Genomic DNA, 21801 nt, shown 5'->3' on the forward strand with positions numbered 1-21801 from the left:
TGCGGTCTCAGTCCGAGATCGCACCCTCGTCATCGCCACGCTCGTGCATCCGCGCTTTCACGAAGCGGCTCAGGAACAGCGGCAGGATGAAGCCCACGATCGCGACGGTCCACAGACCGATCGCCAGCGGGCTGCCGACCAGCGTCCAGTAATCGCCGTTCGAGATCGTGACGGCCCGGCGCAGGTTGTTCTCCATCGTGTTGCCCAGGAGCGTCCCGAGGATGATCGGCACCAGCGGCACGTCGAGCTTGCGCAGCAGCCAGCCCATCACGCCGAAGCCGATCATCACCAGCAGATCGAAGCTGGAGCCGGAAATCCCGTAGATCCCCACGAAGGACACCATCGCGACGATCGGCATCAGGATGCGCGGCGGGATCATCAGCACGCGGGTGAAGATGCCCACCATCGGGATGTTCATCGCGAGCAGCATGAAGTTGGCGATAAACAGCGCCGCGATCAGGCCCCAGACCACGTCGGGGTTGTTCTGGAACAGCAGCGGTCCGGGCGTGATGTTGAGCGACAGAAGCACCGCCAGCAGCACCGCCGTGGTGCCCGAGCCCGGCACGCCAAGCGCCAGCATCGGAACCAGCGCACCGCCGGCGGCCGCGTTGTTGCCTGCCTCGGGGGCCGCAACACCGCGCGGATCGCCCGTGCCGAAGGTGTTCTTGCGGTCCACCAGCTTCTTCTCCATCGAGTAGGAGATGAAGGAGCCCAGCGACGCCCCTGCCCCCGGCAGCACGCCCGCGACGAAGCCCAGCAGCGACGAGCGCAGCATGGTCGGCGTCGTTTCTTTCACCATCTTCCACGGCGGCGTGATGCGCCCGACCGAGACCTTGTGGCCCGCGCCGGTGGCCGAGCCGTGGCGGTGCTCGAGGAAGATGAACACTTCCGACAGCGCGAAGAGGCCGACGATGGCGACGAGGAAATCGAGCCCGTCATAGAGGTGCACCTCGCCAAAGGTCAGACGCGGCACGCCGGTCTGCGTGTCCACCCCGATCACCGACAGGCCGAGGCCCAGCATCGCGGCGAAAGCCGATTTCGCCTGATTGGTCGAGGAGACCCCGCCCAGCGTGGCGAAGGCCAGCGCAAACAGCGCGAAATATTCCGCCGGTCCGAACAGCAGCGCGAATTTCACCAGTTGCGGCGCCAGCAGGATCAGGCCCCAGGTGGCGATGAAAGCACCCACGAAGCTTGCGATGCCCGAGAGCGACAGCGCCTCTCCCGCAAGACCCTTCTTGGCCATCGGATAGCCGTCGAGACAGGTCATCATCGCGGGTTCGTCGCCCGGAATATTGAGCAGGATCGAACTGATCCGCCCGCCATACATCGCCCCGTAATAGACCGAGGTCAGCAGGATCAGCGAGGGGGTAGCGCCCAGCCCCAGCGTGAAGGCCAGCGGGATCAGGATCGCGACGCCGTTGGACGGGCCAAGCCCGGGCAGCGCGCCCATCATGGTGCCAAGGAACGTGCCCAAGAGCGCGAGCAGCAGGTTCTCGAAGGTCAGAGCAGTGTGAAAACCGTCTGCGAGTGACATTAAGGTGTCCATCATTTCACCTCAGAAGCCGAAGGGGCCGCTGGCGAGCGAGAGGCCCAGAACCAGCTTGAAAATTACGTAGATACCGATCGAGGTGGCGACACCCACGACGACGGATTGCAGCGGTCCCGTGCCCAACCGCCATGTCAGGTAAGCGCTGGCAAAAGCGGTGGCGATCAGGAAGCCCACGACGGGCAGGAACTCGGCATAGAGGATCATCACCACCACCGCGGCGAGGATTTCGGCGAGCCGCGCGAGGCTCGGCCAGACCGGGTCGGGATCGGGGCGCAGCAAGATCACGAGCGAGGCGAGCCCGAGGATCACCGCGATCACCAGCGGGAAGGTTTTCGGCCCCACCGCATCCGACAGGAAACTTTCTTGGATTTGCAGCGTCGCCCAGCCGTAGAACAGCGCAAGGCACAGGCCGACGGCGCCGAAGATGCGATCACTCATGATCCCCTCCCTTGGTATGAAGGCGCGGCGGCACTCGAAAGCCCGCCGCGCGCATGGGTTGTCTCGCTTACTTGATGATGCCGATCTGGCGCGAGATGTCCTGGATCTGCTGGACCGAGTTCTGCACGAAGCTCTCGAATTCAGCGCCCTGCAGATTGAGCGGGGCCAGACCGTTGGCCGCCATCACCTGCTTCCACTCGTCGGAGGCGTAGAGCTGGCCGACCTTGTCGACCCAAGCCTGGTAAGCCTCGTCGGACATGCCGCCCGGAGCGTAGAAACCGCGCCAGTTCGCGCCGATCGCGTCCACGCCCTGCTCTTTCGCGGTCGGGAATTCCGAGAATTCGCCGTCCAGACGCTCGGGCGCCAGCACCGCGATCACGCGAATATCGCCGGAGTCGACGAAGCCCTTGGCTTCCGACAGATCGCCGGTGAAGGCCTGAACCGAACCCGCCAGAAGCTGGGTGACCGCTTCGCCGCCGCCGTCGAAGGCGATGTATTTGACCTTGCGCACATCGTCGATGCCATAGGCGTCGGCTGCGATCAGCACCTTGAGGTGATCCCAGCCGCCCACGGCCGAGCCGCCCGCGACGGAGACCGAATTCGGGTCGGCCTTGATCTTGTCGAGCAGTTCCGGAAGCGTCTGGATGTCGCTGTCGGCTGCGACGGCGATCACGCCATAATCCGCGCCGATCGACCCGATCCAGCGGACCTGATCCATCGAGTTGCCCGGATAGGCGCCTTGCGCCAGACGGGTCGCGGTGGCCGAGGAGGCCGCGACGATCAGGTTGTCGTCATCATTGCGCTTGTTCACCACTTCGGCGAAGGCCACGCCACCGCCGCCACCGGCGAGGTTCACGACCTGCATGGTCGAGTCGATGAGCCCCAGATCCTGCATGGTTTTGCCGACCTGACGGCAGGTGAAGTCCCAGCCGCCGCCGGGGTTCGCGGGCGCGATGCATTCCTGCGCCGAAGCGCCGGTCGCAACGGTGAGTGCCGCGACGGCAATCGCCGCGCGCATGAGTTTAAAAGCCATGGTATATCCTCCACTGTCCGCCCGTTGCCTCCCGCAGCGGGCTATGTGCCGGATTTTACCGCTTGAACCTGTCACGAACCTGTCACAGGCTCAGAGGCGCATGAGGGAGGAAGAATGCGGCTCTTGCTAGTGGAGGATGCCGAGGAGCTGGCCGAGGCCACGCAACGTCGGCTTGCGCGCTCGGGCATGGCCTGCGATCTCGCCGCCTCCGTGGGCGAGGCGCGCGATTTTCTGGCGGTGCAGGCCTATGACGCGGTGATCCTCGACATCAACCTGCCCGATGGCAGCGGCACGGACCTTCTGCGCGAGATGCGCGCGCAGGCTGCGATGATGCCGGTGCTGATGCTGACCGCGCAATTCTCGGTGGATGACAAGATCTCCGCCTTCGAGCTCGGGGCCGACGACTATCTCGTAAAACCTTTTGATCACCGTGAGTTGGAAGCAAGACTTCATGCGATTGGGCGACGGCAGGCAACCGATCGCTCCGCCGATCTGGAGCTTGGCCATCTGCGCTACAACGCGACAGCAGGCAGCGCCACGGTCGGGGATCAGGCGCTGAAACTGACGGGGCGCGAATTCGCGCTGCTGGGAATTCTGATGCGCAATGCGGGGCAAGTGATGTCGAAGGACCGGCTGCATGAGGGGCTTTATGCCTTCGACGATGCGGTGCCCGGCGACAATGCGATCGAGCTTTATATCGCGCGGCTGCGCAAGAAGCTGACCGGCAGCGGGGTCGAGATCGAGACCCTGCGCGGACGCGGCTATCGTCTGGCGGCACGGGATGGCGATGTCTGACGGTGCTCTCCCCCGCGAGACCGGCCTTTCCGCCACGCGCTCGCTGACCGCGCGGCTTGTCACCGGGCTGTCGGGGCTGATGATCGTCGGCGGGTTGATCCTCGCGCTTGCCGCCTTCGCCTATGGGCGCGCGGCGGCCCGCGACGCGTTCGACCGGCTGCTGGTCGGCGCGGCCAATGACATCGCCGCCTCGATCTCGATCCGCGACGGCGCGCCGGTCGTCGATCTGCCGGTCTCGGCGTTTGAGCTGCTGGCCCTCGCGCCCGATGACCGCATCGCCTATCAGGTGAGCGGCCCGAAAGGCGCGGTGCTGACGGGCTATGAAGACCTGCCCCGCCCTGACACGACCGCACAGGACTCCGAGCTGTACGATGCGCGCTTCAAGGGAGAGCCCGCGCGCTACATCCGGGTCACGCGCCGTTTCGCGGAGCGCCAGTTCTCCGGCACGGTGGAGGTGATCGTGGGGCAAACCCTGCGGGCACGCACCCAGCTTGCGCTCAGCATCACCCGCAACGCGCTTGGCGGGCTGGCGGTCGGCGGCATCGCCATGCTCGCCTTCGCGATCATCATCGTGCATAGCGCGCTGCGCCCGCTGGAGCGGCTGGCCCATCGCATCTCGGAACGCGACCCGCAGGACCTCACCCCGATCCGCGCCGCCGTGCCGCGCGAGGTCGATGTGATGGTGCAGGCGACAAACGGGTTCATGGGGCGGCTGGACCGGCAGTTCGCCACGATGAAAAGCCTGATCTCGGACACCGCGCATCAGCTGCGCACGCCCGTTGCGGCCCTGCGCGCGCAATCCGATCTCGCCGCCGAGGAAGACGATCCCGCCCGGCGCGACCAGATCGTCGCGAAGATGCATTCCGGCACCGTGCGGCTGAGCCGTCTGCTGGATCAGATGCTGTCGCGGGCGCTTGTGATCCACCGCGCCGACAGTGCGCGGCGCGAGCGGGTCGATCTGCGCAATATCGCTTTGGATATCTTCGAGGAAGGCGATCACGCCACCCTCGCGCCGGGTAGCGAAATTCGGCTGGAGATCGCCGAGGCGGAGGTGCCCGTACTGGCCGACGAACTCTCGCTGTCCGAGGCCGCGAAGAACCTGCTGGGCAATGCGCTGTCGCATGGCGAAGCCCCGGTCACCATCGGTGCGGAGCTGCGCGTCGGGCGCGCCCGGCTCTGGGTGCGCGACGCAGGCCCCGGCCCCACGCCCGAGCTGCGCGCGCGTCTGGGCGAGCGTTTCGCGCCGGGACACTCGGACACGCGTCGACGCGGGGCGTCGAGCGGGCTGGGCCTCGCCATCGCGCAATCGGTGGCGGAAACCTATGGCGGCACGCTGGAAATGGATAGCGATGCGGCAGGCTTCACCATCGCGATCACCCTGCCTCAGGCGGAGGAAACCACATGATCCGCGCGCTCCTGTCTCTGACGCTCTGGCTGGGCCTAAGCTCCGCCCTCGCAGCCGCCGAGCCCGAAGCCGTCCGCACCTTCGGCCCCGATCAGCCCGCGCGCGAGATCACCCTGCGCACCACGACCGATGTCAACATCCTCGCCCCCGCGATCGAGGCGTTTCTCGACACCCAGCCCGGCCTCGCGATCCGGTTCGAGCAATGGGGCTCGAACGACCTCTACGATATTTCCGAGGCCGATTGCGCCTCAGGCAAACCCGGCGCTGATCTGGTCATCAGTTCGGGCGTGCAGCATGTGGTGAAGCTGGTGAACGACAATTGCGCCGCCACATGGGTCTCGCCCGAGACGACGGCGCTGCCGAAAGACCTGCGCTGGCGCGATCAGGTCTGGGGCATCTCGCGCGAGCCTGCGGTGATGATCTACAACCGCGCGCTGGTCCCGCCCGAGGACGTACCGCGCACGCGCTTCGATCTGGTCGACCTGCTGCGGCCCGCGCAATCGCCCTACACTGGCAAGGTCGCGACCTATGACATCGCGGATTCCGGGCTGGGGTTCCTCTTCGCTTTCCTCGACAGCCAGGAGGCCAGCACCTTCGGCGCACTGACCGAGGCCTTCGCGCGCTCCGGCGCGGTCGCCACCTGCTGCTCGGCCGAGATCATCGACGGCGTCGCGGGCGGGCGCTACCTGATCGCCTATAATATCCTCGGCTCCTACGCGGCGCAGGCGGCGCGCGACAATCCCGATCTGGGCATCATCGCGCCTGCCGATTACACGCTCGTTCTGTCGCGTGCAGCCTATCTGCCGGGGCGCGAGCCCAATCCGACCGCCGCGAAGCTGCTGGATTTCCTGCTCTCGCCGGCGGGTCAGAGGGCGCTTGCGGAGACCAAGCTGATCGACCCGATCACGCGCGACGGTGGCGGCAGCGACAGCGACGAGACGCTGGCCCTGCAACGCCTCATCGCGCTTGGCCCGGCGCTACTGGTTGCGACTGATACGATGAAAACCGCGCGCTTCCTCGAACGCTGGAGGGATATTTTCGCGCAATAGCGCACTTCTCAGCTCGCCAGCGCGCCGAACTTGCCGCCGCAGAACAGAAGCGGCCGGGCCTCCAAATCGCGCTCGATTTCGACCACCTTGCCAATGAAGAGCGTGTGGTCGCCCGCCTCCACCTCCTGCGCGACCTCGGTCACGAAGACGCAGGCAGCCCCCGGCACGACGGGCATTCCCGCGCGCTCGATGAAGGGGTCGTTATGCGCCGGATCGTGGCGGCCCGCGAAATGCATCGCCAGCCCTTCCATCTCGTGATTGAGCACCGAGACCGCGTAGCGCCCGGAAGCCCGCACCTTCTCGCGCAGCTTGCAATTGTGATCGAGCGAGATGGTGATCAGCGGCGGGTCGAGCGAAACCGACATGAAGGCATTCGCCGTCATCCCGTGATCGCCATCCTCGGTGCGCGTCGAAATCACCGTCACGCCGGTTGCGAAACTGCCGCAAGCGTCGCGCAAATCGCGCGGATCAATTCCGGACATCGAATTCCTCCCCAAATCTCATATCCTGTGTCAGAAGCGCGCCCGACATCAGCGCAGCGGCATCGGTCGAGCCCTGAAGGGCCACGGCTTCGCGCGACCGGCCTTCGGCGCGCAGGCCCCGGATGCGCGTGGACGAGATCACCTCGCCCCCCTCGCACAGCACCGCAGGCGCCAGCGTCACGTCGAAACGCTCGGCCAATGTGGTCACGCAGCCCGCCTGTTTCGCGCCGAAGCGGAAATCCGCGCCGACATGGATGCGGGCCGGGTTGATCCGTGCCAGATCGTCCAGAAACGCCTGCGGGCTGCGCGCGGCGTAGCTTTTGCAAAACGACGCCAGCACGATGTAATCCGGCCCGAGCCGCGCGATCCGCGCGAGTTTCTCCGACACCGGCGACAGTTGCTTGGCGCGCCCGAAGAACACTTTCGGCGGCGGATCGAAGGTCCAGACGACCGACGGAACGCCCGCCGCCCGCGCCTCGGCCACGGCGCGCGAGATCAGCGCCTGATGGCCACGATGGACGCCGTCGAAAGCGCCGATGGTCAGGACGCTCGCGGGCAAAGCGATCTGATCGTCGCGCAGCACCTGCGTCTTCATCCCTGTGAAATCCAAACTCATGGGGCTCCTCCTTCCCCGGGGTCGTGGGCCGCGCGAGGATCCCGCGCAGCCCCTTTAGTCTCAGGCCTGGAAGCCGCCCTTGAGGCGGTTCACGTCCCAAGGGTTCACGAGATCCTTCGACACCCAGCCGTCGAGGTCGTATTCGCTCATGAAATTGTCGACGAGGCCGCGCATCATATCCAGCTCGCCCGTGGCCTGAGCGGTGAACATCGTCTCCATGCGGATCGCTTCGTAATTGCCCGCATAATTGCTCTCGTAGAGCTCGTGACGGCCGCCGAATTCCGAGCCGATCGCGTCCCAGAGAAGCTTCAGGAGCTTCACTCGATCCACCGCGACCATCCCGTTCGAGCCGCGCACGAAGCGATCGAGATAGGGGCGCACGTCGTCGGACTGGAAGTCGAGCGTCGAGGACGGCAGGTAGATCAGCCCCGAGGCGACGTGGCGCTCGATCAGCTCCTTGATCCGGGAATAGGCCATCGGCGCGAAGACGCGATACGCCATCGCCGAGGACGATTTCGGCGCGAGATAGCCATCGGTGCCGACCCAGTCGTCGGGGTTCATAACCATCGCGTCCGAGAGGCCCCAGAACAGGTTGCGCCAGCCGATCACTTCGCCCACCGCCGTTTGCGGGCCGCGGAAGCCGCCTGCCCCGGTCGCATCGAGCGCCTTGGAGAACAGGCCCGCGATGAAGTCGAGCTTCACCGCCAGACGGGTGCAGCCATGCAGCGTGAAGCGCGGCGCGAAGCCGGACGCCGGGAAGAAGCCGTTCACCTTCTCGATATCGCCATAGAGGAACAGGTTCTCCCACGGCACGAGCACCTTGTCGAAGACGAGGATCGCGTCGTTCTCATCGAGACGCGAGGACAGCGGATAGTCGAAGGGCGTGCCCATGACGGCGGCGTTCAACTCGTAGGACGCGCGCGAGATCAGCTTCACGCCGGGGCTGTCCATCGGCGCGGTAAAGGTCAGCGCGAACTTCTTGTCTTTGATCGGCACGCCGTAATAGCCGATGAAATTGTAATGCGTCAGCGCCGAGCCGGTCGCGACGACTTTCGCGCCGGACACCACGATCCCCGCATCGGTTTCCTTCTCGACCTGCATGAACACGTCGCCGGTCTCCTCAGCCGGCAGGTGACGGTCGATCGGCGGGTTGATGATCGCGTGGTTCCAGTAGTCGAGACGCTCCTGCGACTTGGCATACCAGTTCTTCGCGTTCTGCTCGTATTCTCCGTAATAGCCGGAATTCGCGCCCAGCGTGCCAAGGAAGGCCGCCTTGTAATCCGGCGCGCGACCCATCCAGCCGTTTGCCACACGCTGCGTCTCGGCGATGGCGTCGCGGCCCGCGATCAGGTCTTCTTTCGTCTTCGCGCCCTTGAAGAACGGGTGCGTCCAGCCGCCCGAGCCGGTATCGGTGGGACGCCCGATCGTGTCCTTCTCGGCATGCAGCTTGTCATACCAACGCGCCACCATGCGCGACGAGTTGCGAAACGCCGGGTGCTTGGTCACATCCTTGACGCGCTCGCCATGGACATAGACCTCACGGGCGTCCTGCAGGCTGCTGAGATATTCGTCACCGGTATAGGGGGTCGTGACGCCGCTTTGGGCGTCTTTCACTTGGTCTTTCATGGTTCCTCCTCCATCAGGTCGGATGAACGAAAGACATGTCCGACCTGTCCCCTTCACGGTGCCGGAGCCGGGCTGATACCGAAAGGTATCGACAAATACCGCGACTTTTTCCGGCAATATCGGAATTCTGAGACCCGAAATCACCGCGGGAGGGTCCAGATGAAGACATTACGCAAGGTCGGGGAGCTTTTGCGCCAGTTCACCGCCGCTCAGCCGGAGCATTCGGTCACGGACCTGTCGCGCGCGATCGGCAATTCCGTGAGCGGCACGCATGACCTCGTGAACGGTCTGGCGCGAATTGGATTGCTGCGAAAGGTCGAGCGCGGGCGCTATCGGCTGGGTCCGCTGGTCGCGACGCTGAACCGCGCGCTGGAGGATAGTTCCGCTCTGACCGAGGCCGCGCGGCCCGTTTTGGCGGCGCTCTGGCGCGACTATGGCGAGACGCTGCACCTGACCTTGCACGATCACGGGCGGCTTCTGGTGCTCGACGCGCTGGAAGGCACGCAGGCGCTGCGGGTCTCGCGCGAGGCGCTGGGGTCGTGGATCGCGCTGCATGACAGCCCGCCGGGGATGCTGCATCTCGCGCAGTTCTCCCCGGCACAGCTTGATGAATATCTCGACCGGCACACGCGGCCCGGCTCGCGGCTGGAGGATCGCGCACGCTTGCGCGCGGAGCTGGACGCGCTCGCACGCGACGGGTTCAACGCGGGCGCGCCGAAGGACGAAGCGGATGTGATCTGCGTCTCGGCGCTGATCCGCGACCACATCGCCCAGCCCGTCGCGGTGCTGGTCATCTCGGTCCCCCGCTCGCGCCACGAGGTCCAGCCGCGCGCCTTTCGCAATATCGCCCTGGGCGCCGCACGGACGATTTCCGAACGCCTAGGGTATGAACTTCGCCCAAACTGAACCTTTGAGGTATTACAGGATACCGCGCACCCGTCTGGCCCAAGCCGCGTGCGCCATGCAAATCTCTCCTTATCGAATTGAAGGTGCTGCCCGGAGGAGGGCCGCCCACCGCATCCGAGGAGGAGACTTATGCGCAACGTAACCGTGGATAATGTGACCGATGTGGTCATCGACTCGCTGGGCCAGCACGCCACGCTCGAGCCGCGCCAGCGCGAGATCATGGAAAGCCTGATCAAGCATCTGCACGGGTTCTGCAAAGACGTGAACCTGACCCATGACGAATTTCTCTATGCCTGCGACTATCTCGGCCGCGCCGGTGCGCTGTGCTCGGACAAGCGTCAGGAATTCATCCTTCTGGGCGACATTCTCGGCGTCGAAGTTCTCGTCGACATGCTCTCGAACCCGATCTCGGGCGACGAGACCGTCTCGACCGTGCTCGGGCCGTTCTTCCGCGAGAACGCCCCGGTGATGCCGAAAGGCGCCTCGACCATTCAGAAGAACTTCGAGGGTCAGGAAACCGTCTATGTCGAGGGCCATATCCGCGACAACAAGGGCAACCCGATCCCCGGCGCGATCATCGACGTGTGGGAAGACGCGCCGAACGGTCTTTACGAGAACCACGACCCCGATCAGCCCGAATACAATCTGCGCGGCCGCTTCGAGAGCGACGAGAACGGGCATTACGCCTTCGTCGCGATCCGCCCCGTGCCCTACCCGATCCCCGGCGACGAGACCGCGGGCGAGCTGATCCGCTACATGGGCCACCACTGCATGCGCCCGGGCCATATCCACATGATGGTCACGCGCGAGGGCTACCGCCCGCTGATCTCGCAGATCTACGACGCCGATAGCGACTATCTCGACAGCGACTCGGTCTTCGCCGTGAAAGAGGACCTGATCGGCAAGTTCGAGAAGGCGCCCGAAGGTTCGGACACCGATCTGGTTCTGCGCTTCGACTTCACGCTGGGCAATCAGGCTCAGGCGATGGCCGCGGAATGATCCGAGTGGCGTAAAGAGTTCCCGGCGCCGCAAGCGCGGCGCCGGATTTACCTTGAAGACCAATGACATATTTCGAAGGACAGAGCCGATGACTACGCCCGGCGTTGCGAAACTCGCAGATCATTTTCAGGGCGCGGACGCCCATGCGGGTCGCCAGATCGCGAAGATCGAGACGATGATCGTCGATTGCCCGACGACCCGGCGTCACAAGCTGTCCAACACGGAAATCAACTTCCAGTCCTATGTGATCGTGCGCGCCGAGCTGGCCGACGGATCGGTCGGCTGGGGCGAGGCGTCGACGCTGGGCGGGCCCCGCTGGGCCGAGGAGAGCGTCGAGGCGATGAAGGCCAATATCGACACCTATCTCGCGCCTGCGCTGGCGGGCGCGAATGCGCTCGAGTTCGAGCTGAATGCCGCCAAGATGGCCAAGGCCGCAAGCCGCAACAACGCCGCGCGCGCCGCGGTGGATGCCGCGCTTTACGACGCCGCCGGGCACTCGCTCGATCTGCCGGTCGCGGTCCTGATGGGGGGCGCGGTACGCGACAAGATCGAGGTGATCTGGGCGCTGGCCTCGGGCGATGCCGACCAGGAGATCGAGGAAGCCAACCACAAATTCGACGCGCGCGAGCATCGCCGCTTCAAGATCAAGCTGGGCTTCAACACGCCCGATCAGGACATGATCCGCCTGCGCAAGATCGTCTCGGCGCTGGAGGGCAAAGCCACCGAGATCATCGTCGACGTCAATCAGGGCTGGACCGAGGCAGTCGCGATCCGCTACCTGCCGCAACTGGCCGAGATGGGCGTGTCGCTGATCGAACAGCCGCTGCGTCCCGGTCTGATTGCGGCCACCGCGCGCGTCGCCGCCCGCGCCGCGATCCCGATCATGGTCGACGAGGCCGCTTTCACCGGCCCCGATATTATCGCCAACGGCATCGCTGCGGCAGGCTCGGTCTATTCGCTGAAACTGGTGAAATCGGGCGGTCTGAACGAGATCAAGCGCGCCGCCGGCATCGCGCAGGCTTGCGGGATGGAGCTGTATGGCGGCTGCCTGATCGAGAGCGGCATCGGCGCTGCGGCGCATCTGGCGGTGTTCTCGACCCTGCCCCGGCTCGAATGGGGCTGCGAGCATTTCGGCCCGAAGATCCTGAAAACGGACCTCACCGGCGGCGAAATCCGCTTTGCCGATTTCCACGTCCATTGCCCGACCGGCCCCGGCCTCGGGATCACGGTGAACGAGGACGTGCTGGCCTCCGCCGCGCGGAAGGGCTGAGCCGATGCCGATCCTGCACTGGTCCCCGCGCTCGCCCTACGTCCGCAAAGCGATGGTCGCGCTGCATGAGAAAGGTCTGGCCGGTTCGGTCGAGACCGTGCGCACCCATGCCGATCCGATGATCCCGCATGAGGGGCTGATGGCGATCAACCCGTTGTCGAAAATCCCGACGCTGGAGCTGGAGGACGGCCGCTTGCTGTTCGACAGCCATGTGGTCTGCGAATGGGCCGATCTGGAAAGCGCGGACGGCCCGCAGCTTTTCCCCGCCGACCCCGCCGCGCGGCTCGAGGCCGAGCGCGACGAGGCGCTGGGAACGGGGCTTCTGGATGTCGCGCTGCCGTGGCTTGTCGAGCTGAAGATGCGGCCCGAGGAACAGCGGTCCGAGCAGATGCTCGCCGTCTACCGCACCAAGATGAACCGGGTTGCGGATTGGCTGGAAGGTCATGCCGCGCGCCTGACCGAGCGGCCCTTCGATATCGGTCATCTGAGCATCGGGGTCGCGCTGTGCTACCTCGATTTCCGCTTCGACGGTGAGGGCTGGCGCGAGGGCCGTCCGGCACTGGCGGAATGGCACGCACGCTTTGCCGAACGCCCCTCCGTGCAGGCCACGACCTTCCGCGACGACCCGCGCCCGACTTAACGTATCACTTGAGCTTCGCGCCGCAACCTACTGTTTGCGTGCGAATTTCCGTGTAACCTCAAGGAAGTGCATCACCTGCGGCGCGCGATTGTCGAGCCGCGCATGCACGGTCAGGCCGGTCCCCGGATTATAGCCCTTATAGGGCCGGAAGATCACGCCGGGGCGCTGCGTGCGCGACACCGATTGCGGAACCACCGCGATCCCCACGCCCACCGACACGAGGCTGATCGCGGACTGGAAATCCTGCGCCAGATCAACTGCCTTCGGCTTGAACCCTTCCCGGGCACAGATATCCAGCACGACATCGGCATAGCTGGGCCGGGGCTTGCGCGGATAGAGCACGAAGGTCTTATCGGCGAGATCGGCGAAATGGATCTCGGCGCGGGTGCCGAGGTCGGAATTGTCGGGCAGCGCGAGGATCAACGGCTCGGTGCAGAGCGGCTCGCGGCGGAATTCCTCGTCATCGAGGATCGGGCGCGCCACCGCGATGTCGATCTCGCGGCTGACCAGCGCGGTGTGCAGTTCGGCATTGTTCATCGCCGAGAGCTGCAGTTCGACCTCCGGATAGAAGGATCGATAGGATTTGATCAGCGTCGGCAGCACCCCATGCGAGGCCGATCCGACAAAGGCGATCCGCAGCCGCCCGCCCGCGCCCGAGCCCACCATCTTCGTCTCGCGATAGGCCGCATCCAGCCGTTCGAGCAATTGCCGCGCGTGATCCTGCAGCACCTCGCCCGCCTGGGTCAGCCGGATCTGGCTGCGCGAGCGATCGAAGAGCTGCACCTCCAGCTCGGCCTCCAGCGCCGCGATCTGGCGCGACAGCGGCGGCTGCGCGATATCGAGCCGGTTCGCCGCGCGTCCGAAATGCAATTCCTCGGCCACCGCGAGGAAATATTTGAGCCGCTTGAAGTCCATTCCCACGCCTCCTCCCGTTGATACCATATAGGTCATAACGGAACCCTCCTCACTATCGCAAAAGGTATTGGATAATGCCGGGCACGAATGAGGGCTCGCGCCCGGCCGGGGAGGATCAGAAGACCTTCAGGAAGCGCAGCTCCGCGACCACGTCGTTGCGGAACCCGCCATCGCTGTTCACGTCCTTCGCCAGCATCCCCTGCACCTGGACGGTCGGGGTGACGAAGGTATTGGCATAAAGGCGGACCTGATCGCGCTCGGTGCGCTGGCCGGTATCGGCGCCGCCCACCTTGATCTTGCCGCCACGCTGCGAGGACAGGCCGAAGGACACGGAGGTCTTCTGGCCGAATTGCTTGCGCAGATAGGCCTGAACCTGCGTGGCGGGGCTGCGCTCGATCTTCTGGCCGCTCTCCGTGTGGTCCATCGTGACCGCCACATCGGCCATCGCGTCGAAATAGAGCCCCTGCCCGAGCCCCTGAATGAACCCGATCTGCGGCGTCAGCGTCCACGTCCCAGAGCCCGCGCTGACCTTCGCCGCGTCATACTGGCCCGTGGGCGCGGTCACGAAGGCGGTCACGCCCAGCGTGGTCCCGGTCTCTGGGTTCGACGGCTGTACCGGCCAGACCGAAAAGCCCAGCGTCAGATCGCCCACGCCCGATTTGGTCGGCATGTCCCCACCGCCGATGCGCGCGGTGTCGAAATTCACGATCGGCAGCACCGCCTGATAGAGCGCAGGCATCCCGAAGGCTTCGGAATAATGCAGCCCGCGCAGGACCATCACGTTCACCTTGGCCTTGCTGTCGGGCACCTTCGTCCCGCCGAGCTCGAACGTATCAGCGCTCTGGTGCTGCAGATAGAGCAGCCCGATATTCGTGCCGGACGGCAGGATGTTGTAATCCCCCGGGGCCACGTCGATCGCATGGGCCGGCAGTGCGGCAAGCGACATCAGCGCGCTCAAAGCGAGCGCGGCGCGTTTCAGTTTCATGGATTTCCTCCCTTCGCGTTTCTTTGGTCCGGTCGCTCCGGGCGTCAGGGCTCCTCTTCCCCTGCCCGGTCCGGCTTTCCGCGCGCCGTTGGGACCGACGCGCGGAAAGGATTTCTTAGGCGCTCTCCTTCAGTAGACCGCGTTCGCGCGCCATGGTCATCGCCGTGTCCTGGATCATGTCTTCCTGACCGCCGATCATCTTCTTGCGGCCCAGTTCCACCAGGATGTCGCGCGCCGGGATGCCGAAGCGTTCGCCTGCGCGTTTCGCGGGCAGCAGGAAGGTCGAATAGACCCCGGCAAAGCCCAGCGTCAGCGCCTCGCGGTCGGCGCGCACGACGTGATCCATGAACGGAACCACGACATCCTCGGCTAGATCCATCAGCGCGAAGGTGTCCGAGCCGGTCTCGATCTCCATCCGGTCACAGACGGCGGCCAGCACCTCGATCGGCGCATTGCCCGCGCCCGCGCCCAGCCCCGCCAGCGAGGCGTCGATCCGGGTCGCGCCCGCGCCGATCGCGGCGATCGAATTCGCGATACCGAGGCCGAGATTGTGGTGACCGTGGAAGCCGATCTCGGTCTCGGGTTTCAGCGCATCGCGCATCATCGAGATCGCATGGGTGACCTCATGGGTCAGCATCGCGCCCGCCGAGTCGGTGACATAGACCGTGTTGGCGCCATAGCTCTCCATCAGGAGCGCCTGTTCCGTCAGCCCCTCGGCCGAGTTCAGATGCGACATCATCAGGAAGCCCGAGGCATCCATCCCGAGCTTGCGCGCGAAGGCGATATGCTGCGGCGAGGTGTCGGCCTCGGTGCAATGGGTCGCGACATGGACCGAGCGCGCGCCGCACTGATAGGCCTCTTCCAGCTCTTTCATCGTGCCGAGACCGGGGATCAGCAGGACCGAGATCGTGGCCTGCTTCACCACCTCGGCCACCGCCGAGATATATTCCGCGTTCGACGCCAACGCGCGGCCATGCTGAATCGAGTTGCCGCCCAGACCCGCGCCATGGGTGACCTGCATATAAGGCACGCCCGCCGCGTCGAGACCCTTGGCGATCTTGACCATCATCTCGACCGGGATCTGCTCGCGCTTGGCATGCATGCCGTCGCGCAGAGACATGTCGTGCAGCTTGACCTTGCGGCCCTCTAGGCCAGATTTCACTTTCTGTTGGATTACGCTCTCTGAGGTCATTGTGCCGGCTCCAGTTTCTTGAGTTCCATCGACCCGTCGAGGATCCGCTCGGCGAACATCTCGGCGGTGCGTGCCGCCGCCGCCGTCATGATGTCGAGATTGCCCGCATAGGTCGGCAGGTAGTCGCCAAGCCCTGCGACCTCCATGAAGACCGCGACGCGGTTACCGTCGAAATCGGGGCCGTTCACCAGCTTGTAGCCGGGGACGTATTTCTGCACCTGCGCGATCATCTCCTTGACCGATCTGGTGATCGCGGCCTCGTCGGGCTCGCCCTCGACCTCGCAATAAATCGTGTTGCGCATGATCATCGGCGGATCGGCGGGATTGATGATCGCAAGCGCCTTGCCCTTCTTCGCCCCGCCCACCTTCTCGATCGCGTTCGAGGTGGTGAAGGTGAATTCATCGAGGTTCGCCCGCGTGCCCGGCCCGATGGATTTCGAGCTGAGCGAGGCGATGATCTCGGCATATTCGACCGTCTGCACCGCGCCCACGGCCGAGACGATGGGGATAGTCGCCTGACCCGCGCAGGAGATCATGTTGACGTTCATCGGCGTCGCTTTCGCCAGATCCCCAAGGTTCTCTGGCGGCACACACAAGGGGCCGATCGCGGCGGGCGTCAGGTCCACCATGAACACGCCCAGCTCGTTGAGCTTGCGCGAGTTCTCGGCATGGACATAGGCCGAGGTCGCGTCGAAAGCGATCTGGATACCGTCTTCTTCGACATGGGGCAGCAGCCCGTCGACGCCCTCATGGGTGACCTTCAGCCCCTTGTCCCTGGCGCGCTTGAGGCCATCGGAATTGGGGTCGATGCCGACCATCCAGACCGGCTCCAGCACGTCCGAGCGCAGCAGCTTGAACATCAGATCGGTGCCGATATTGCCCGACCCGATCAGGGCACATTTGATCTTGTTCATCTTGAACCTCCTTGGCTCGGGATCACTCGGTGAAACTCACCGTGATCGAGCCCATCTCGTAAAATCTCGCGGTGATGGAATCGCCGGGTTTGACGGCCACGGCGGCGGTGATCGCGCCAGCCATCACGAAGCTGCCCGCAGGCAGAACCTCGCCCATGTCATCGAGAACGCCGACCAGCATCGCGATCGCCTCGGCGGGATGGCCCAGCACCTCGGCGCCCGCGCCGATCTGGGCGATCTCGCCGTTATGCTCCAACACGACGCCCACCGTCCGCAGATCGAGCGCATCGGGGCGGATCATCCGCCCGCCCGGCACATAGCGCGCCGAGCTGGAATTGTCGGCCAGCACCGATTCCAGATCGAACTTGAACCCGGTGAAGCGACTGTCGATCACCTCCAGCGCAGGCTGGACGTAATCGGTGGCGGCCAGCACGTCGTCGCGCGTGACCTTGCCCGACAGCTCCTTGTTGGTCACAAAGGCGATCTCTGCCTCGACGCGCGGGTGGATCATGTCGCTGACCGTGATCTTCGAGTTCGCCGGACGCTCCATCGCATCGGTCAGAAAGCCCACGCCGGGGGTCGAGCCCCCCATCTGCGCCATTTTCGGCTTCGAGGTCAGGCCCGCTTTCCAGCCGATCACCCGCTCGCCTTTCTTCTCCAGATTGCGGCGCAGCGCGGTCTGGACGCGGTAAGCGTCGGCGATGGTCAGATCGGGATAATCCTCGGTCAGCTTACGGATCGGGGTCGCGTAGCGCTGCGCGGTCTCGACGCGCTCGGCCATGCGGATGATCGCTTCCTCATCGACGGTTTTCGGTTGATCGAGGCTCATACCATCGCCCTCCCGGCAAAACGCATCTCGCACGAGCCGATGCCCGCGATCTCGCAAGTGAAATGATCGCCATCCGTGACGGCCAGCAGCGGCGCCTGCGCGCCCGACAGGATGATCTCCCCGGCCTTCAGCGGGATCCCCAGACGGCCCAGAGTGTTAGCCAGCCACGCGACCGCCATCACCGGCGAGCCCTGCACCGCAGCCCCTGCCCCGGTGGCGACGACTTCGCCGTTCTTCTCGATCACCATGCCCGCAAGGCTCAGGTCCAGATCGCGCGGATCGGCCTTGGCCTCGCCCAGCACGAACACGCCGCAGGACGCATTGTCCGCCACGGTGTCCTGAATCTTGATCTGCCAATCTTGATACCGGGTATCTACGATCTCGAAACAGGGCGTCACGTAGTCTGTGGCGCGGATCACATCCGTCACCGTCACGCCCGGCCCGATCAGGTCTTCCTTCAGGCGGAAGGCCAGCTCGCCTTCGAGGCGCGGCTGCATCAGTTTCGACAGGTCGATCGTCGCGCCATCCTCGAACAGCATCCGCTTCGTCACCTGCCCGAAATCGGGCTGGTAGACGCCAAGCGCGTCCTGAATGGCGCGGCTCGTCAGGCCGATCTTCTTGCCGACGACCGCGTCGCCCGCCTCCAGACGCCGCTCCAGCATCCGCAACTGGATGCGATAGGCGTCCTCGATGTCGCTCTCGGGTTCGAGCGCGCTGATTTTCTGAGTCGGTCGGCCCGAGCGCAGCGCGTCATACAGCGCATCGCCCAAGCTCTCGATCTTGGTGCTGTCCAGCATGTGTCCTCCGTCGCGGCCCTCCGCTGCGTCGGTCTCGTGAAACCGATACGGGCTGCCTCCGGATCAAGGCTAAGACGGTGGCGCGATACGCTCCAATACTTTGACGGGCCGGGCTTGATACGGGTTTTGCATCGCGACCCGATGGAGCATCATGCAAAAACGGTATCGCGTGCGGGATACAAAAGCATTGGAGCGTATCGGCCGGGTTGCCTAGCTTGTCGCCCAAGAGGTGGCTCACGGGAGGACGATATGACCACGCATAAGCTCTTCATCGACGGCGAATACCGCGCCGCGCAATCGGGCAAGACCTTCGACAAGATTTCCCCGTCCACCGGCGAGAAGATCGCCGATGTGCATGAGGCGCTGGCCGAGGATGTGAACGACGCGGTTGAGGCGGCTCAGGCGGCGCTGAAGGGCCCCTGGGGCAAGATGCCGAAGGCGCAACGCTGCGATCTGTTGATGAAGCTCGCCGACGCCATCGACGCACGCAAGGCCGATTTCATGGAAGCGGAAGTACAGGACACCGGCCACACGCGCGGCTTTGCCGAGAAGGTCGAGATTCCGCGCGGGGCTGCAAATTTCCGGATCTTCGCGGAGATGCTCAAGAACACGGGCGGCGAGTATTTCCACATGGATACGCCCGACGGCACAGGCGCGGCCAATCTCGAACTGCACCGTCCGAAAGGTGTGATCGGGGTGATCTCGCCCTGGAACGCGCCCTTCCTGCTGATGACGTGGAAAGTCGGCCCGGCGCTGGCCTGCGGCAACACCGTCGTCGTGAAGCCCTCCGAGGAAAGCCCCGCCACCGCGACCCTGCTGGGCGAGGTGATGAACGAGGTGGGCATCCCGAAAGGTGTCTATAACGTGATCCACGGCTTCGGGCCGGAAAGCGCGGGCGAGTTGCTGACCCAGCATCCGGGCGTCGACGGCATCACATTCACCGGCGAGACCCGCACCGGCGAGGCGATCATGAAACAGGCCGCGGTGGGGCTGCGCGATGTGTCGTTTGAACTCGGCGGCAAGAACCCCGCCATCGTCTTTGCCGATGCGGATTTGGACAAGGCGATCGAGGTCACGATGCGCTCATGTTTCGCCAATACCGGGCAGGTCTGTCTGGGCACTGAGCGGATTTACGTCGAACGCCCCGTCTTCGAGGAATTCGTCAGCCGTCTGAAAGCGGGGGCGGAAGGTCTGATCCAAGGCGGCCCGGATACCGACGGCGCGACCATCGGCCCGCTGATCTCCGCCGAGCATCGTGAGAAGGTGCTGAGCTATTACAAAAAGGCCGCCGATCTGGGCGCTCAGATCATCACCGGCGGCGGCGTTCCCGACTTCCCCGAAGGCGACTATCGCAACGGGGGTTTCTTCGTCGAGCCCACGATCTGGACCGGCCTGCCCGAGGACAGCCCCTTCGTGCGCGAAGAAATCTTCGGCCCCTGCTGCCACATCCAGCCCTTCGACAGCGAAGACGAGGTGATCGCGATGGCCAATGACACGAATTACGGGCTGTCGGCCACGCTCCTCACCGAGAATCTCAGCCGCGCCCATCGCGTCGGCGGACAGATGGAGGCGGGTCTCGTCTGGGTGAATTCGTGGTTCCTGCGCGACCTGCGAACGGCCTTCGGTGGCTCGAAATCCTCCGGGATCGGACGCGAAGGCGGGGTGCATTCGCTCGAATTCTACACCGAGCGGACGAACCTCTGTATCAAGCTGTGAGCGCCAGCCTCGCGAGCCGCGCCCGGTGCGCGCCGCAGGCGCAGGGCGCGCGCCGGCCCGTCCCCACGGGCTGGCGCCTTGCCATCCGCGCGCGTGGCTCGAGCGATGGGCGAAGCCGCACGGATAAAGCGCATCCGCTGATATGTCAGAATGCGCCACCCCACGGGCCGCCGCGCGCCCTGCTTGCCCCCTTCGCGATTGTGCCTCACTCTGAGCGCCGGAGAGGACACCCATGAACCTGCGTCAGCTTCGCTATTTCATCGCCGTGGCCGAGGAACTGCATTTCGGTCGCGCGGCCGAGCGGCTTCATGTCTCTCAGCCGCCGATCACCCGCCAGATTCAGGCGCTGGAGGAACAGCTCGGCGCGCAGCTTTTCAACCGCACGCCGCGCGGTGTCGAACTGACGCAGGCGGGGGCGCTGTTTCTCGATGAGGCGCGCAACATCGCGGCGCTGCTCGATCAGGCGGCGGACCGGGTGCATCGGGCGTCCGAGGGCGGGCTTGGCCGGATCGACATCGCGATCTTCGGCACCGCGATCCTCAGCTTCATCCCGCGCATCATCCTCGAATTCAAACGCCGCTACCCGGATGTGAAAGTGGTGATGCATGCGCTCGACAAGCTGGCGCAGATCGAGGGGCTGCAGAACCGCTCGATCGATCTGGGCTTCAACCGGATGCTGACGCCGGTGCCGGGGCTGGCGATCGAGGAGCTGGCCTCGGAGCCGCTCTACATCGTCGTGCCCGATCCGGGGCCTTTCGCGGATCGCGAGAGCGTCGCGCTGTCGGAACTGGCGCGCGAACCGATGATGCTGTTTCCCGCGAGCCGCGCGCAGGGCTTCGTCGAGAAGGTCACGGGGCTTTGCCACGAGGCAGGGTTCGCGCCCAATGTCGCGCAGGTCGTGGGCGACGGCTTTACCGCGATGGCGCTGGTAGCGGCGGGCTTCGGCGTCTCGGTCGTCCCGCAATCGATCACCTCGGTCATCATGGAAGGCGTGAAATGCCTGCCTATCAGCGATGTGAGCGAGACCGCGCGGGTCGATATCTCCTGCATCTCGCGAGAGGGTGACACGTCCCCGATCGTCGCGAACTTCCTCGAAGTCGCACGCAGTTTAAGTCAATAGTTTCCGCTACCTGCAAGACGTTCCTCATGTTGCAGACTGGACGCAGTCCGGGTGCTGCATCATGCCATATATCGGGTTTCCCCACATTCAGCGCGATGCGCCTTCGGTATCGAAACCCGGACTAAATGGTATTTGATCGTATCGCCGTTTCTGCCCCAATCTCGATCCACGGACACGCCGAGGAGGCCCCGACACGCGGGGAATGAGGGCGCGTCCCGAGACAGAGGAGCAGTCATGCCGGTAATCCAGATCAACCTTATGGAAGGCCGCACCGAGGCGCAGAAAGAAGCGCTGATGCGCGAGGTCACGCGCGCGGCGGTCGACACGCTGGGCGTCAAGCCGCAGGCCGTTCGGATCATGCTCAACGAGCTGCGCTCGGGCCATTACGCGGTCGCGGGCGAGCCGAAATATGTCGAAGCGAGCGAGCAACCCGCCGCTGCCTCGAACGGCGCAGCCCCGACCAACGGCCACGAGAAGGCCCCCGCAAACTGACCGCATTCACCTTATCGAGCTTTAGGGAGGACA

At 64.9% G+C, this 21801-nt stretch carries 22 protein-coding genes; 10 read left to right on the forward strand and 12 right to left on the reverse strand.

The features are described from left to right. Nucleotides 1-7: 7 nt before the first annotated feature. From F8R15_RS06325 to F8R15_RS06335, 3 genes are all read right to left on the reverse strand, one after another. Complete coding sequence (locus F8R15_RS06325; protein ID WP_152844007.1) at nucleotides 8-1546, reverse strand: tripartite tricarboxylate transporter permease; 1539 nt, start codon at nucleotides 1544-1546, stop codon at nucleotides 8-10. A gap of 9 nt (nucleotides 1547-1555) precedes the next feature. Then, nucleotides 1556-1987: a tripartite tricarboxylate transporter TctB family protein gene (locus tag F8R15_RS06330; protein WP_078599173.1), complete on the reverse strand. Its 432-nt coding sequence runs from the start codon at nucleotides 1985-1987 to the stop codon at nucleotides 1556-1558. A gap of 67 nt (nucleotides 1988-2054) precedes the next feature. Beyond that, nucleotides 2055-3020, reverse strand: a complete 966-nt coding sequence (locus F8R15_RS06335) for a tripartite tricarboxylate transporter substrate binding protein (RefSeq protein WP_152844008.1) — start codon at nucleotides 3018-3020, stop codon at nucleotides 2055-2057. Nucleotides 3021-3134: 114 nt separating this feature from the next. On the opposite strand from F8R15_RS06335, the gene F8R15_RS06340 reads away from it, so the two are divergent. From F8R15_RS06340 to F8R15_RS06350, 3 genes are read left to right on the forward strand one after another with little or no spacing between them, the layout of a single operon-like run. Further along, nucleotides 3135-3815 (forward strand): response regulator transcription factor, encoded by a 681-nt coding sequence (locus F8R15_RS06340; protein ID WP_152844009.1) that lies wholly within the window; start codon nucleotides 3135-3137, stop codon nucleotides 3813-3815. Beyond that, nucleotides 3808-5220, forward strand: coding sequence for a sensor histidine kinase (locus F8R15_RS06345; RefSeq protein ID WP_172976176.1), 1413 nt, complete (start codon nucleotides 3808-3810; stop codon nucleotides 5218-5220). The genes F8R15_RS06340 and F8R15_RS06345 overlap by 8 nt, the downstream gene beginning before the upstream one ends. Further along, nucleotides 5217-6269: an ABC transporter substrate-binding protein gene (locus F8R15_RS06350; protein ID WP_152844011.1), complete on the forward strand. Its 1053-nt coding sequence runs from the start codon at nucleotides 5217-5219 to the stop codon at nucleotides 6267-6269. Before F8R15_RS06345 ends, F8R15_RS06350 begins: the two co-directional genes overlap by 4 nt. A gap of 8 nt (nucleotides 6270-6277) precedes the next feature. On the opposite strand, the gene F8R15_RS06355 is transcribed toward F8R15_RS06350, so the two are convergent. The 3 genes from F8R15_RS06355 to F8R15_RS06365 are packed head-to-tail and all read right to left on the reverse strand — an operon-like array spanning nucleotide 6278 to nucleotide 8993. Then, nucleotides 6278-6751, reverse strand: coding sequence for a flavin reductase family protein (locus tag F8R15_RS06355; protein ID WP_078519234.1), 474 nt, complete (start codon nucleotides 6749-6751; stop codon nucleotides 6278-6280). Beyond that, nucleotides 6738-7367, reverse strand: a complete 630-nt coding sequence (locus F8R15_RS06360) for an FAD synthetase family protein (protein WP_152844012.1) — start codon at nucleotides 7365-7367, stop codon at nucleotides 6738-6740. The genes F8R15_RS06355 and F8R15_RS06360 overlap by 14 nt, the downstream gene beginning before the upstream one ends. A 60-nt stretch (nucleotides 7368-7427) precedes the next feature. Then, nucleotides 7428-8993 carry a 4-hydroxyphenylacetate 3-hydroxylase N-terminal domain-containing protein gene (locus F8R15_RS06365; RefSeq protein WP_152844013.1) on the reverse strand — a complete coding sequence of 522 codons (1566 nt, stop codon included), beginning with the start codon at nucleotides 8991-8993 and terminating at the stop codon, nucleotides 7428-7430. Between the two features lie 159 nt (nucleotides 8994-9152). Here F8R15_RS06365 and F8R15_RS06370 point away from each other — a divergent pair, with 159 nt between their 5' ends. From F8R15_RS06370 to F8R15_RS06385, 4 genes are all read left to right on the forward strand, one after another. Next, nucleotides 9153-9899, forward strand: coding sequence for an IclR family transcriptional regulator (locus F8R15_RS06370; RefSeq protein WP_158522059.1), 747 nt, complete (start codon nucleotides 9153-9155; stop codon nucleotides 9897-9899). Nucleotides 9900-10028: 129 nt separating this feature from the next. Continuing rightward, nucleotides 10029-10898 carry a dioxygenase gene (locus tag F8R15_RS06375; RefSeq protein WP_078599178.1) on the forward strand — a complete coding sequence of 290 codons (870 nt, stop codon included), beginning with the start codon at nucleotides 10029-10031 and terminating at the stop codon, nucleotides 10896-10898. 88 nt (nucleotides 10899-10986) lie between these two features. Further along, the gene (locus tag F8R15_RS06380; protein ID WP_152844015.1) at nucleotides 10987-12168 is read left to right on the forward strand and encodes a muconate/chloromuconate family cycloisomerase; all 1182 of its coding nucleotides are present in this window, start codon (nucleotides 10987-10989) and stop codon (nucleotides 12166-12168) included. Nucleotides 12169-12172: 4 nt separating this feature from the next. After that, entirely contained in the window at nucleotides 12173-12808 is a 636-nt protein-coding gene (locus F8R15_RS06385) for a glutathione S-transferase family protein (RefSeq protein ID WP_152844016.1), read from the forward strand. A 27-nt stretch (nucleotides 12809-12835) separates the two neighbouring features. On the opposite strand, the gene F8R15_RS06390 is transcribed toward F8R15_RS06385, so the two are convergent. From F8R15_RS06390 to F8R15_RS06415, 6 genes are all read right to left on the reverse strand, one after another. After that, nucleotides 12836-13723, reverse strand: coding sequence for a LysR family transcriptional regulator (locus F8R15_RS06390; RefSeq protein WP_078519240.1), 888 nt, complete (start codon nucleotides 13721-13723; stop codon nucleotides 12836-12838). A gap of 115 nt (nucleotides 13724-13838) precedes the next feature. Continuing rightward, nucleotides 13839-14708, reverse strand: coding sequence for a transporter (locus F8R15_RS06395; protein WP_152844017.1), 870 nt, complete (start codon nucleotides 14706-14708; stop codon nucleotides 13839-13841). Nucleotides 14709-14823: 115 nt separating this feature from the next. Next, nucleotides 14824-15900 (reverse strand): 4-hydroxy-2-oxovalerate aldolase, encoded by a 1077-nt coding sequence (gene dmpG, locus F8R15_RS06400; RefSeq protein WP_152844018.1) that lies wholly within the window; start codon nucleotides 15898-15900, stop codon nucleotides 14824-14826. Beyond that, nucleotides 15897-16814 (reverse strand): acetaldehyde dehydrogenase (acetylating), encoded by a 918-nt coding sequence (locus F8R15_RS06405; RefSeq protein ID WP_152844019.1) that lies wholly within the window; start codon nucleotides 16812-16814, stop codon nucleotides 15897-15899. Before F8R15_RS06405 ends, dmpG begins: the two co-directional genes overlap by 4 nt. 22 nt (nucleotides 16815-16836) lie before the next feature. Continuing rightward, on the reverse strand, nucleotides 16837-17643 hold the full coding sequence (gene dmpH / locus F8R15_RS06410; protein ID WP_152844020.1) for a 2-oxo-3-hexenedioate decarboxylase: 807 nt from the start codon (nucleotides 17641-17643) through the stop codon (nucleotides 16837-16839). Then, nucleotides 17640-18440, reverse strand: coding sequence for a fumarylacetoacetate hydrolase family protein (locus tag F8R15_RS06415; protein WP_281478234.1), 801 nt, complete (start codon nucleotides 18438-18440; stop codon nucleotides 17640-17642). Before F8R15_RS06415 ends, dmpH begins: the two co-directional genes overlap by 4 nt. 249 nt (nucleotides 18441-18689) lie before the next feature. Here F8R15_RS06415 and F8R15_RS06420 point away from each other — a divergent pair, with 249 nt between their 5' ends. The 3 genes from F8R15_RS06420 to F8R15_RS06430 all read left to right on the forward strand — a co-directional run bounded on the left by F8R15_RS06420 (nucleotide 18690) and on the right by F8R15_RS06430 (nucleotide 21768). Next, nucleotides 18690-20156, forward strand: coding sequence for a 2-hydroxymuconic semialdehyde dehydrogenase (locus tag F8R15_RS06420; protein ID WP_152844021.1), 1467 nt, complete (start codon nucleotides 18690-18692; stop codon nucleotides 20154-20156). Nucleotides 20157-20388: 232 nt separating this feature from the next. After that, a complete protein-coding gene (locus F8R15_RS06425) occupies nucleotides 20389-21276 on the forward strand; it encodes a LysR family transcriptional regulator (RefSeq protein WP_078519246.1) in 888 nt (295 codons plus the stop codon). Nucleotides 21277-21327: 51 nt separating this feature from the next. Further along, on the forward strand, nucleotides 21328-21768 hold the full coding sequence (locus tag F8R15_RS06430; RefSeq protein ID WP_368731012.1) for a 2-hydroxymuconate tautomerase: 441 nt from the start codon (nucleotides 21328-21330) through the stop codon (nucleotides 21766-21768). Nucleotides 21769-21801 lie beyond the last annotated feature (33 nt).

Source organism: Thioclava sp. JE_KL1 (genome assembly GCF_009296265.1).
GTDB lineage: Bacteria > Pseudomonadota > Alphaproteobacteria > Rhodobacterales > Rhodobacteraceae > Thioclava.